Origin of the sequence: Xanthomonas indica (genome assembly GCF_040529045.1) — a bacterium.
Classification (GTDB): Bacteria; Pseudomonadota; Gammaproteobacteria; order Xanthomonadales; family Xanthomonadaceae; genus Xanthomonas_A; species Xanthomonas_A indica.
Genome location: NZ_CP131914.1, coordinates 3,567,614 through 3,580,219, shown reverse-complemented (window position 1 = coordinate 3,580,219; position 12,606 = coordinate 3,567,614). Strand labels below are relative to the sequence as shown.

The window sequence follows — 12,606 nt, the reverse complement described above, 5'->3', positions numbered from 1 at the left end:
AGCGGTGTGCCGCGGCAGAGAGGGGCGGTTAGCTCAGCGGTAGAGCACTACCTTGACATGGTAGGGGTCACAGGTTCGAACCCTGTACCGCCCACCACGACGCGAAAAGGCGTGCGTGGAAACGACGAAGCCGGCGGAAGCCGGCTTTTTTGTGTCCGCGCTGCGGCTGCCGACGACGCCCCGCAGGACGTCGCTGGCCGCGCAGCCACGCTTGCTTTAGCATCCGAGCGGACGATCAGGCGAGGAGGCCAGGCGCATGGTGGAATACCATCATACGGTGCAAGTCAAAGGACGCTACCAGCTCGTGGCGTTGACCCGGGAGCCGGAATACAGCCCGGCCAACGTGGTGGGCTATACGGTCACCACCGACGGCGGTGCGCGCGTGGATCCGCACGACATGTCCTGGGACGAGGCACGGGTCTTCCTGGATACCCTGGTCGAGCGCGATCGGGATGCGGTCAGCGCGGAAAGGAAACCGTCGCGGCACAAGCCGAGCACGCGGCAGCGTCGCTAGAACGCGCCATACGGGTCAAGGGAGGTGCGGGCCCGCCTGGACGACCGGGCGAGGCGGGCCGGTGCCATGGGCTTGGCCATCGGGTCATCGTGCTGGGGGTGGGTCGCGTGCCTGCCTTGCGCCGTCTTCGGCCGCCGCGCTTGCAGGCGCTCCATCTCGTCGCACGGGCCGCCGACGTGGCCCGTCGCAAAGCGCGGAACTCGCTCTAGAATATTCGCCAGATGGATCAGGGAGGATAGGGCTTGTCGAATCGTAAACTCGTTGCGGCGGCGTTCGTCGTCGTGCTCACGGCCGTCTGCGGCTACTTCCTGTCCGGCTACCTGGTCCTGCTGCTGCTGAAGCTGGACACGCGGATGTTCGGGCTTGGCACCTACTACCAGTACGTGCACGCCATCGGCTTGCCGGAGGTGGCCCCCTACGTCGGCAAGATCAAGTGGGCCGGCTACCTCGGCTTCGGCTTGCCCGGCCTCGTGGCGCTGCTGATCCTGGTGCTGATGTTCAAGCCGGCCAAGCGCAGCCTGCACGGCGACGCGCGTTTCGCCGGCGCGGCCGACCTGTCCAGGCACGGGCTGTTCAAGACCAGCGGCGACGGCATCGTGGTCGGCAAGTTCCGCGGCAAGCTGGTGCGCCTCAGCGGCCAGCAGTTCGTGATCCTGGCGGCCCCGACCCGGTCGGGCAAGGGCGTCGGCGTGGTCATTCCGAACCTGCTCGAGTACCAGGAATCGGTGGTGGTCCTGGACATCAAGCAGGAGAACTTCGATCTGACCAGCGGCTGGCGCGCCAGCCAGGGCCAGGAGGTGTTCCTGTTCAATCCCTTCGCCGAGGACCGCCGCACGCATCGCTGGAATCCGCTCAGCTACGTCTCCGACGACCCGGCGTTCCGCGTCTCGGACCTGATGAGCATCGCCGCCATGCTGTATCCGGACGGCTCCGACGACCAGAAGTTCTGGGTCAGCCAGGCGCGCAACGCGTTCATGGCGTTCTCGCTGTACCTGTTCGAGAACTGGGACGACGAGCGCAACATCGGCTTCCCCGGCGGTCTCGGCACGCCGACGCTGGGCGCGATCTACCGCCTGTCTTCCGGCGACGGCACCGACCTGAAGAAGTACCTGAAGTCGCTGTCGGAGCGGCGCTTCCTCAGCGGCAACGCCAAGTCGGCGTTCTCCAACCTGCTGTCGCAGGCGGACGAGACCTTCGCCTCGATCATGGGCACGCTCAAGGAGCCGCTCAACGCCTGGATCAACCCGGTGCTGGACGCGGCCACCAGCGACAACGATTTCCTGCTGACCGACCTGCGCAAGAAGAAGATGACGATCTACATCGGCATCCAGCCCAACAAGCTGGCCGAGAGCCGCCTGATCATCAACCTGTTCTTCAGCCAGATCATCAACCTCAACACCAAGGAGCTGCCCAAGAGCAATCCGGCCTTGAAGTACCAGTGCCTGCTGCTGATGGACGAGTTCACCGCGATCGGCAAGGTCGACATCATCGCCTCGGCAGTGTCATATATGGCTGGCTACAATGTCCGCCTTCTGCCGATCATCCAGAGCATGGCACAGCTCGATGCCACCTATGGCAAGGACATCTCGCGGACCATCATCACGAATCATGCACTGCAGATTCTCTACGCTCCGCGCGAGCAGCAGGATGCCAATGACTACTCCGAGATGCTCGGCTACACCACTTTCCGCAAGAAGAACGTCACGCGCGGCAAGGATGTGACCCGGAGCGTGTCGGAGGAGAAGCGGGCGCTGATGCTGCCGCAAGAGTTGAAGGCGATGGGGAACGACCAGGAAGTGTTCTTGTACGAGGGCATTCCGCATCCGGTGAAGTGCGACAAGATCAAGTACTACAAGGATCGCCACTTCACTGCGCGGCTGCGTCCGAAAGTCGACATTCCGACGCTGTCGGTCTAAAAATGTGACGAAAAACACCTATTTTTTGGGCTTAGTCATCAATTGAACGTTTTTTTGCCAAATGCTTGACGTGGACTGGCCCCTGCGGCACATTCTCGCGAGCATGGCGGTGCGTTGGTAACAAAACAGGAACAGGGGCGTGGGTCGAACAGGCGCACGTAAGGGGTGACATGGAAGGTTTGCTGTCAAATTCCGTTTTCATCGGCGCTGATCGCGCGGCTTCGGACGTCTTCCGTCGCCTGCCGTGGATCTGCGCCTGCGCCGTTTCCGGTGCCTTCCTCCTCGCGACGCGCGTGTCGCGTCGTCGCGTCGAACTTCGCCATCCAGCAGTGGGCCGCTTGCGCGCCGCCCGCTCTCAATACGTTTCCGCAATTCAGAGGCTCGCGTGAAAAGAACGCATATGTTTCGGCTGATCGCTACGTTGAGTGCCGTCGCGCTGTTGAGCGCCTGTGCAACCAGGCCCGCGCCCGACTTCCGTGGCAAGTGGAAGCCGGTCAATCGTTTCTCCGAGTCGACCATGGAGATCCCGCTGTACTCGTCTTACGTGTACCAGGCGATCCCGATGGACGGCACGCTGAAGACGATGCTCGAGCGCTGGGCCAAGGACTCGAACATGCAGCTGTCCTACGGCATCCAGTCCGACTACACGCTGTATGCGCCGGTCGCCAAGATCAACACCACCAGCATCCAGCAGGCGGTCGCCGAACTGAGCGTGGTCTATGCGCAGGAAGGGCTGAGCGTGACTGCCGCGGGAAATCGCATCCTGGTGCAGCCGTCGTCGTCGGTGAGCGGTGCGCCGGCGGCAAGCGGCAGCACGAAGTGACGTCACCGTCGGCGTGCATGCTGCACGCCGGCAGCCACATTACGAAACCTGGTGAAGTCTGATGTTCGGTAAAAAGCCGGTCGAAAGCGAAAACGTCAACAAAGCGGTAGCGAAGGCGGTCAATTACGAAATCAGCATCGCTGATCTGGCGCGCCGCAGCGAGCGCCGTGCGTGGTGGATCGCGTTCGCCGCCATCATCATGTGCCTGCTGCTCGGCGGCGGGTATTACTACATGCTGCCGTTGAAGGAGAAAGTGCCGTATCTGGTGATGGCGGATGCGTACACCGGCACGTCCACGATCTCGGTGCTGCGCAACAGCGGCGATGTGCAGAGTGTCACCAACAGCGAAGCCTTGGCCAGGAGCAACGTGGCGCGCTTCATCACTGCGCGTGAGTCCTACGACTCGGAGATGATGGGGCTCAACGACTGGAATACGGTGTTCTCGATGGCGCCGCGCAATACCTCGGTAGGGGCCGAGTATTTCAATCTGCACGCGCCGAACAATCCGTCGGCGCCGTACTACACCTACGGCAAGGCACGCTCGATTCGGGTCAAGATCCTGAGCATCTCGCTGCTCGGTGGCGGCGGCAAGCCCTACAACGGTGCGAACGTGCGCTTCCAGCGCAGCATCTACGACAAGAAGACCGGGCAGTCCACGCTGCTCGACAACAAGTTCGCCATCATGGGCTTCCGTTACAACAGCAACCTGGCCATGGAAGACGAACTGCGGGTGCAGAATCCGCTCGGGTTCCAGGTGACCGATTACCGGGTCGACAACGACTACTCGGCCATGCCGGTTCCGCCATCGTCCGCCGTACAGACGCCTGCCGCTGGCGCGGTTCAGCAGCCGGCGGCCGCGCAGATGCCGGGAGCTGCAGGACAAGTGCCGATGCAGCAGATGCCGGCCCAGCCGATGGCGCCGGGCGCTGGCGGCACGATGCCGGTCCCGCAGCAGGCGCCGATGGCCAGCCCGGGCGGCGCGCCGGTCTATCCAGGGACGCAGCCCGCTACTGCGCCCCCTGCACCCAACGTTGCACCTCAGCACAATGGTAATGGAGCGAACGTTCGATGAGTTTCCTGACGAAAACCGGTGCGGCGCATAGTGCGTTGCTGGCTCTGGGCCTGTTCGCGCCGATCGCGTCGGCCCAGGTGGTCCAGCAGTACGAGTACGAGCCTGACAAGATCTATCAGGTGCGTACCGGCCTGGGCATCACCACCCAGATCGAACTGAGCCCGAACGAGAAGATCCTCGATTACAGCACCGGTTTCACCAGTGGCTGGGAACTCAGCCGTCGCGAGAACGTCTTCTATCTGAAGCCGAAGAACGTCGACGTCGACACCAACATGATGATCCGCACCGCCACCCATTCCTACATCCTGGAACTGAAGGTGGTGGCCACGGATTGGCAGCGGCTGGAGCAGGCCAAGCAGGCCGGCGTGCAGTACAAGGTGACCTTCACCTATCCGAAGGACACCAGCTTCGCCGCCGCGAGCGATGAGGTGAAGGATCAGTCGCAGCTCGACACGCGCCTGACCAAGGATCGTCATTACTACTTCGACTACGACTATTCCACGCGCTCCAAGCAAATGTGGATCGTGCCGAGCAGCGTCTACGACGATGGCAAGTTCACCTATATCAAAATGGATCTGACGCGTTTCCCGACAGGCAATTTCCCGGCCGTGTTCGGCCGCGAGAAGGAAAGCGATGAGGATTTCCTGGTCAACACCACAGTCGAGGGCAATACCCTGATTGTCCACGGGACCTATCCCTTCCTGGTCATCCGCCACGGCAAGAATGTTGTCGGCTTGCGTAGGAACAAGCAAAAGTGAACTCGAATCTACCTCCGTCTGACGAAAACTACGGCCGCGATCACGGTCAGCCGCGCAATCCGAATGCGGACGATGCGCCGCGCGAGAATCCCTATTTCGCGCGCCAGCAGCAGACTGCCGATCCGGATCTGGACGCCAATGAGCCGGTGCTGCGCTCCAGCGACCTGAAGAAGCTCAATCGCAAGGCGCTGGTGTTCCTGGCCGGTATCGCGGCGCTGCTGATCCTGGCGATCTTCTGGCTGGTGAGCGGCAGCAGCACACCCGAGCCAGCGCCGAAGCCGCGTCAGGAAGCGGTGGTCGCGCCTGCGTTGCCGCAGACCGCGGCGCCGCCGCCGGTGCAGCCGGCCGAGCCGGTGCCGCTGGCCGAGCAGCCGAGTCTGCCGCCGTTGCCGCCGATGCCGACCGATACCGATGCGCAGATGCAGTCCGCGCCGCGGCAGGAGCGTGGGCCGTCCTTGCTGGAGCGGCGCATGGCCGGCCTGCAGCAGGATGCCGGTGGCCAGGGACTTGGTGGCATGCTGCCAGGGCAGGAGCAGGGCGGCGGTGCGCCGCAGCAGCAGGATCAGGAGACCTCCGCCAAGCCGATCGCCAACCCGGACGGTCTGCTGGTGCGCGGTACTTACATCCGCTGCGTGCTGGAGACCCGGATCATCACCGATTTCCCGGGCTTCACCTCCTGCATCATCACCGAGCCGGTCTACTCCATCAACGGCCGCCGCCTGTTGCTGCCGAAGGGATCGAAGATCCTCGGCCAGTACGGTTCCGCGGAGCCGACCGGCCCGCGCATGCAGGTCGTCTGGGATCGCATCACCACCCCGACCGGCATCGATGTCACCCTGATCGGTCCTGGTGTCGACAATCTCGGCAGCGCCGGCCATCCGGGCCAGTACAACGCGCACTGGGCGAGCCGCATTTCGTCCGCGCTGATGATCAGCATGCTCAGCGACGCCTTCAAGTGGGCGGCGGCCGAGCACGGTCCGAAGACCACCACCACCGGCCTCAATTCCGGCATCGTCACCGAGCAGCCGTTCGAGAGCAACACGGCGCAGTCCATCCAGCGTCTGGCCGACCAGGCACTGGATCGTCGCCGTCCCGCCACCGTGACCATCAACCAGGGCACCATCGTGAACGTCTACGTGGCCAAGGACGTCGACTTCACGGCCGTGTTGCCGCGTTGACCGAGAACGAGACAGCGACGTGACGTTCGACGACTCCCCGACCGCGCAGATCTCCACGGATTTCCTGGATTACCAGTACTCGGTGCTGGGCATCCTGGAATACCTGAACTCGCCGGAAGTGACGGAAATCTGCATCAACCGTCCCGGCGAGTTGTACCTGGAGACCCTGCGTGGCTGGCAGCGGATGGACATTCCGTCGCTGACCTTCGACCGCGCGCGGCAGTTCTGCACGGCGGTGGTCAACGAGAGCAATACCGGCCAGCGCATCACCGATGCCGATCCGGTGGTGTCGCTGACCTTTCCCACCGGGCAGCGCGCGCAGTTCGTGATCCCGCCGGCGTGCGACGCCGGCAAGGTGTCCATCACCATCCGACTGCCGTCCAAGCACACCAAGACGCTGGAGCAGTACAAGGAAGACGGTTTCTTCCAGGAGATCCTGGAAGTGCAGTCGGGACTCAGCGAGCAGGACCGCGAACTGCTCGAGTTGCGGCGGCAGCGCGATTACGCTGAATTCTTCAAGAAGGCGGTGCTGTTCAAGAAGAACATCGTCGTCGCCGGTGCCACCGGTAGCGGCAAGACCACCTTCATGAAATCGTTGGTGAATCACATCCCGCACGAAGAGCGGCTGGTGACGATCGAGGATGCACGCGAACTCTTCATCAGTCAGCCCAATTCCGTGCATTTGCTCTATTCGAAAGGTGGACAAAGCACGAGCAATGTCACCGCGAAGAGCTGCATGGAAGCCTGCCTGCGCATGAAGCCTGACCGCATCATCCTGGCCGAGCTGCGCGGCGACGAGTCGTTCTACTTCATTCGCAACTGCGCCTCCGGTCATCCGGGTTCCATCACCAGTTGCCATGCTGGCAGCATCGGGCAGACCTGGGACCAGTTGGCGCTGATGGTCAAGGCTTCGGCCGAAGGGTCGGGTCTGGAGTTCGCCGTCATCAAGCGCTTGCTGATGATGACCATCGACATCGTTGTCCATATCAAATCGCACGCGGGCCGGCGCTATATCACCGGTATCGATTTCGATCCGGAGCGCACGCATTCGGGTGGAGGGTGAATATGTTCATTGAAGTGACAAGGCGGAAATCCGCCAATTGACTTTGAATTTTTCTTCCAACACGATTGATTTGCGACATCTGCGGCGTTCTGGGCGATTGACCACGACGCCGATGCATAAGGAGTAACCACGGCATGTTGCCAGGCATGGAACTACTGAGCTGTCCCGAAATGGCGGTTCCGGCTGAAGTCATGCAGCACGTTGTGCGCGTCGAGTCGTCGCACAATCCGTTCGCGATCGGGGTGGTTGGTGGGCGCCTGGTGCGCCAGCCGCAGAACCTGTCCGAGGCCGTCGCCACGGCGCGGATGCTGGAGGAGAAGGGCTACAATTTTTCCCTTGGCCTGGGCCAGGTCAACCGCTACAACCTGATCAAGTACGGTCTGGATACCTACGAAAAGGCGTTCAAGACCTGTCCGAATCTGCAGGCCGCGTCCAGGATCCTGGCCGAGTGCTACAGCCGTTCCGGTGGCAACTGGGGCAAGTCGTTCAGTTGCTACTACTCCGGCAACTTCGAGACCGGGTATCGGCACGGCTACGTGCAGAAGGTCTATGCGTCAATCAATCAGGGCAGGGCGCTTGCCGTGTCCACCGCGGGCGCGATCCCGGTGATCCCGGCGGGCGGCGTGCGGCGCATGGTCACCGATTCGGCGAAGGCCGCAGCGGTGCGCGAAGTCGATTCGATCGTGTCGCGGCGCATCGACTCGGCGGCCGATCGACTTGCCAACGGGCTCGCTGCGCAAGGCCAGCCATCGATGCGTCCCCAAGCTGCCGTTGCGGCGCCGGCGCCGCAGACCGCTGGCGCAGTGGCGGCCGCGACGGCACAGCCGACAGCGACAGATGCTGATCTCTATGTGATACGACCTACAGGCGCCGGCAAAGGAGTGGCGGTTCCTGCAGGTGGCGGGGCGCCCCCAGCTCCGCACGTTGCCGCACACGCGCCCCAGGCCGTGGCGGGAGCGGCCGTTCCTGGCTCAAGTACGCCGCCGCCGACGTCTGGCGACGGGGCCTTCGTATTCTAGCCAGATGCAGTAGCGCGGCCATGCAAGTGGCTTTTTGATCACCCCCTGTTTTCCAGTCAAGGAGATACTCACGATGTTCAAGAACAATCAGTTGAAGTCGAACGCCAAGGTCGTCGGTAAGGCGGCGCTGCAGGCGGCGTTGTTCACCGTGGCTCTGCTCGCGTCGAGCTTTGCGATGGCGCAGGACTATGCCGGCGCCGACCAGAAGGTGTGCGGCTTCCTCGGCAAGACCAACAACATCCTGAACATGGCCTCGGTCGTCGTGGTAACCATCGCGGTCGTCTTCGCCGGCTACCAGATCGCGTTCGCGCACAAGCGCGTTGCCGAAGTGGCGCCGGTGCTGCTGGGTGGCGTGCTGATCGGCGCGGCGGGTCAGCTGGCCAAGATGCTGATCGGCGATACCGGCCAGACGGAGTGCAAGGCCACCGCCGCGATTCAGATGATCCAGCACGTCCTGCACTATGCATAAGAACGTACTTTTCCGGGGCTGCACCCGGCCGGCGATGTTCTTCGGGGTGCCGTACATCCCGTTCTTCATCGGTGCGGGCGGCGGCTTCCTGATGGGTATCTATTTTGATATGTGGCTGCTGCTGCTCATTCCCGTCATCGTCTTCGTCATGCAGCAGATGACCAAGCGGGACGAGATGATCTTCCGCATGTTGGGGTTGCGCTGGATGATGAGGATGCGCGTGCGCAACCTGCAGCGTTATTCCGGCATGTGGGTGTTCTCGCCGAATGAGTACAGGAAAGACGTGCCGGGTGCCAAGCGCTAGCTTGGAACCGGGCACCGGGTCTCGGCCCCATGCACGACGCTGAAGTCGTGCATGGGGTTGTTCGGTTTTTCGTGTCGGCGCGTTGCAGCTACGAGCGCGGTCGGCGGTTCCCGGTGCATGCGCACCGGGCCTTGGCAAGACGAAACGGATTCTGAGTTATTCCCCTATGTTCATCCCGGATACTTCGATCAGCGAGTTCATCTCCATCTCCACGCATGTGGCGCCGTCCGTGCTGAAGACGACGGGAGGAGATTTCATGCTGGTCTGGCACCTGGGCGGGCTTCCGTTCGTGGGCCGCGAAGAGTGGGAGATCGAACACCGGCACAACACCTTCAATCGCATGCTGCAGACGCTGCGCGCCCCCGATTTCGCCAATGTGGCGTTCTGGGTGCACGACGTGCGCCGCCGCCGCCGCATCAAGACCTCCGGCAAGTTCAAGCAGGCGTTCAACCAGGACCTGTCGGACCAGTACTACGGCACCTTGTCCTCGCAGAAGATCATGCAGAACGAGCTGTACATGACCATGATCTATCGCCCCGTGGTGACGGGTAAGCGTCTCATGGACAAGTCGTCGAGCATTCCGCAGTTGCAGTCCGAGCAGGACCAGGCGATCGCCAAGGTGCTCGAGCTCGCCGGCAACGTCGAAGCCGTGCTGAAGGACTATTCGCCCTACCGGTTGAGCATGTACGAGGCCAGCAATGGCGTGGTGTTCTCCGAGGCGCTGGAGTTCTTCGGCTATCTGATCAACCGCATCGACGAGCCGGTGCCCGTGTTGCAGGCCCCGGTGCCCGCCTATCTGCCGGTCAGCAAGCACATGTTCGCCAACAAGACCGGCGACTTCGTGATCAAGACGCCCGAGGGCATCAATCACTTCGGTGCCATTCTGAACATCAAGGAATACACCGACGGAACCTATCCCGGCATTCTCAATGGCTTGAAGTATCTCGACTTCGAGTACGTGGTGACCCACTCCTTCAGCCCGATGGGCCGGCACGATGCGCTGAAGGTGCTCGACCGCACCAAGGGCATGATGGTGTCCTCCGGCGACAAGGCGGTGAGCCAGATCCACGAGCTGGACCTGGCGATGGACCAGCTGTCGTCGGGCAATTTCGTGCTGGGCGAGTACCACTTCACCATCGCGGTCTACGCCGATACCCAGGAAAAGCTTGCGCAGCAGGTGGCCACCACGCGCGCGGAGTTGTCCAACGCCGGTTTCGTCTCGACCAAGGAGGATCTGGCGGTCGCGTCCTCCTTCTATGCCCAGTTGCCAGGCAACTGGCGCTACCGCACGCGGATCGCCAGTGTCAGCTCGCTGAACTTCCTTGGCCTGTCGCCGCTGCACAACTTCGCTCAGGGCAAGCGCGAAAACAATCCGTGGGGCGAGTGCGTCACCACCCTGCAGACCACCAACGGCCAGCCGTACTACTTCAATTTCCACGCCACGCATCCGGCGGAGAACTCGCTGGGCGAAAAGGCGATTGCCAACACCATGGTGATCGGCAAGTCGGGTACCGGTAAGACCGCGTTGATCAACTTCCTGCTCAGCCAGGTGCAGAAGTTCGATCCGATCCCGACCATCTTCTTCTTCGACAAGGATCGCGGTGCCGAGATCTTCGTGCGCGCCTGCGGTGGCAACTACCTGGCGCTGGAAAACGGCAAGCCCACCGGCTTCAACCCGTTTCAATGCGAGCGCACCGAGGCGAACGTGCAGTTCCTGGCCGACCTCATCAAGGTCCTGGCCGGCAAAGTCGAGTACACCTCGCGCGAGGAGGAGGATATCTTCCGCGGCGTGGAAGGCATGCTGGATACGCCGATGCACCTGCGCAGCATGACCAATTTCCGCAAGAGCCTGCCCAACATGGGTGACGACGGCCTGTACGCACGCATGCGCAAGTGGACCGCCGGCAACTCGCATGGCTGGGTGTTCGACAATCCGGTCGATACGATCGACCTGGAAAAGGCCAGCATCATCGGCTTCGACTACACCGACGTCATCGACAACCCGGAAGTGCGCGTTCCGGTCATCAACTACCTGCTGCATAGGCTGGAGGCCCTGATCGACGGCCGGCCGCTGATCTACGTGATGGACGAGTTCTGGAAGATCCTTGACGGCAAGGGTGGCCTGAAGGAGTTCGCCAAGAACAAGCAGAAGACCATCCGAAAGCAGAACGGCCTGGGCATCTTCGCCACCCAGAGCCCGGAAGATGCGCTCGCCAGCGACATCTCCGCGGCGCTGGTCGAACAGACCGCGACCATGATCCTGCTGCCCAATCCCAACGCCAGCAAGGAAGACTACATGGACGGCCTCAAGCTCACCGAGGCCGAGTACCAGGTGGTGGTCAGCCTGGACGAGCGCTCGCGTTGCTTCCTGGTCAAGCAGGGCCACGGGTCGTCGGTGTGCCAGCTCAATCTGCGCGGCATGGACGATGCGCTGTCGGTCATCTCGGCGTCGACCGACAATATCGAGATCATGCACCAGGTGTTGGAGCGCAAGGCCAAGGAGTACGGCGTCGCGCCGGACGATCTGACGCCCGAACAGTGGTTGAGCGAGTTCTATGCACGGCGCAAGGGTTCCGGAAAAGCGGGCCCGGCGAGGTCGGTGTCTTCGGATAATCGGGGGGCGGCGGCGGTCAGCTGACTGCGTTGCCCGGGTCATCCATGGCAGTGTTCTCAAAGCTCTTAGTTGAGGTGTTTATGAAAAAGATCGTGAAAAACTCTGGTGTTCGACTTGCTGTCGCTGCTGCCGTTGCCACGTGCGCGTTCCTGCCAGTTACTGCACTTGCGCAGTGGAAAGTGGTGGATGATAAGCAAATCAGAGCCAACGAACAGAACACCAATAAGCTGAACGATAAGCTGGAAGAGATTCGCAAGGCGAATCTCATCACCAAAACGACGGGTGAAAAGCCGAGTGGCGAAGAGGTGGAGAAGCCCAAGGAGAAACTCCAGAAAGTCGACGACAACTATGGAGTGTCCGATTGCGCCAGTACCACAGCAGGAACGTCCGTATCGACTGAGCAGCAGCAGACCTGCGAGCTGATTCAGCGTACGCGCAATTCCCAATACAACTACATGGTGGCGATGTACGACATCACCGAGAAGCGGTTGCAGCGGTTGCGTGATATCGAAAAGGAACGCCAAAGCATCAAGCCCGAGCAAATCGGCATGTTGGAGGACAACACCAATAAGCTGATCGCGCTCAAGGCGCTGATGGACATCGACCGGCAGCAGACGGAGGCGGCGATGTTCGCCTACGAGAAGCGGCTGTCGTATCTGAATCAGGTGCAGTCGGCCGGTGCCTGGGCGGCGATGAACGGCAAGAAGGCACCGTCCGCCACGACGACGGGCGGTGGCGGTTTGTTCGAAGGGTTTTCGGGATTGAGCGATTTCGCAAGCAAGCTGGTCGGTGGCGCTGTGATGGGCGGAGCCCTGCAACTGGCCAAGTCAAATCGGCCTGATGGCTTCAAGCAATTGAGCATCGAAGATTAACCAC

Annotated in this window: 13 protein-coding genes and 1 tRNA gene; all 14 read left to right on the top strand. The window is 61.9% G+C overall.

The genetic code is table 11. The features are described 5' to 3' along the window. The first annotated feature begins 22 nt into the window (after window positions 1-22). The 14 genes from Q7W82_RS15525 to Q7W82_RS15460 all read left to right on the top strand — a co-directional run bounded on the left by Q7W82_RS15525 (window position 23) and on the right by Q7W82_RS15460 (window position 12,602). Window positions 23-97 (top strand) — tRNA-Val (locus Q7W82_RS15525). A gap of 159 nt (window positions 98-256) precedes the next feature. Then, window positions 257-514, top strand: coding sequence for a hypothetical protein (locus Q7W82_RS15520; protein WP_260115048.1), 258 nt, complete (start codon window positions 257-259; stop codon window positions 512-514). A gap of 242 nt (window positions 515-756) precedes the next feature. Further along, the gene (locus Q7W82_RS15515; protein ID WP_242160811.1) at window positions 757-2,430 is read left to right on the top strand and encodes a type IV secretory system conjugative DNA transfer family protein; all 1,674 of its coding nucleotides are present in this window, start codon (window positions 757-759) and stop codon (window positions 2,428-2,430) included. A 170-nt stretch (window positions 2,431-2,600) separates the two neighbouring features. Beyond that, window positions 2,601-2,819 carry a hypothetical protein gene (locus Q7W82_RS15510; protein WP_242160810.1) on the top strand — a complete coding sequence of 73 codons (219 nt, stop codon included), beginning with the start codon at window positions 2,601-2,603 and terminating at the stop codon, window positions 2,817-2,819. Between the two features lie 11 nt (window positions 2,820-2,830). Continuing rightward, window positions 2,831-3,253 carry a toxin co-regulated pilus biosynthesis Q family protein gene (locus Q7W82_RS15505; RefSeq protein ID WP_242160809.1) on the top strand — a complete coding sequence of 141 codons (423 nt, stop codon included), beginning with the start codon at window positions 2,831-2,833 and terminating at the stop codon, window positions 3,251-3,253. A 61-nt stretch (window positions 3,254-3,314) separates the two neighbouring features. Then, window positions 3,315-4,325 carry a type IV secretion system protein gene (locus Q7W82_RS15500; protein WP_242160808.1) on the top strand — a complete coding sequence of 337 codons (1,011 nt, stop codon included), beginning with the start codon at window positions 3,315-3,317 and terminating at the stop codon, window positions 4,323-4,325. Continuing rightward, window positions 4,322-5,083 (top strand): TrbG/VirB9 family P-type conjugative transfer protein, encoded by a 762-nt coding sequence (locus tag Q7W82_RS15495; protein ID WP_242160807.1) that lies wholly within the window; start codon window positions 4,322-4,324, stop codon window positions 5,081-5,083. Before Q7W82_RS15500 ends, Q7W82_RS15495 begins: the two co-directional genes overlap by 4 nt. After that, window positions 5,080-6,261 (top strand): TrbI/VirB10 family protein, encoded by a 1,182-nt coding sequence (locus Q7W82_RS15490; protein WP_242160806.1) that lies wholly within the window; start codon window positions 5,080-5,082, stop codon window positions 6,259-6,261. Before Q7W82_RS15495 ends, Q7W82_RS15490 begins: the two co-directional genes overlap by 4 nt. A 19-nt stretch (window positions 6,262-6,280) precedes the next feature. Continuing rightward, window positions 6,281-7,324 (top strand): P-type DNA transfer ATPase VirB11, encoded by a 1,044-nt coding sequence (gene virB11 / locus Q7W82_RS15485; protein WP_160945925.1) that lies wholly within the window; start codon window positions 6,281-6,283, stop codon window positions 7,322-7,324. 146 nt (window positions 7,325-7,470) lie between these two features. Continuing rightward, entirely contained in the window at window positions 7,471-8,343 is an 873-nt protein-coding gene (locus Q7W82_RS15480) for a lytic transglycosylase domain-containing protein (protein ID WP_311195512.1), read from the top strand. A 73-nt stretch (window positions 8,344-8,416) separates the two neighbouring features. After that, window positions 8,417-8,812 (top strand): TrbC/VirB2 family protein, encoded by a 396-nt coding sequence (locus Q7W82_RS15475; protein WP_242160805.1) that lies wholly within the window; start codon window positions 8,417-8,419, stop codon window positions 8,810-8,812. Further along, window positions 8,805-9,116, top strand: coding sequence for a VirB3 family type IV secretion system protein (locus Q7W82_RS15470; protein WP_242160804.1), 312 nt, complete (start codon window positions 8,805-8,807; stop codon window positions 9,114-9,116). Before Q7W82_RS15475 ends, Q7W82_RS15470 begins: the two co-directional genes overlap by 8 nt. A gap of 166 nt (window positions 9,117-9,282) precedes the next feature. Next, window positions 9,283-11,754, top strand: a complete 2,472-nt coding sequence (locus Q7W82_RS15465; protein WP_242160803.1) for a VirB4 family type IV secretion/conjugal transfer ATPase — start codon at window positions 9,283-9,285, stop codon at window positions 11,752-11,754. Window positions 11,755-11,810: 56 nt separating this feature from the next. After that, entirely contained in the window at window positions 11,811-12,602 is a 792-nt protein-coding gene (locus Q7W82_RS15460; protein ID WP_242160802.1) for a hypothetical protein, read from the top strand. The last annotated feature ends 4 nt before the right edge of the window (window positions 12,603-12,606 follow it).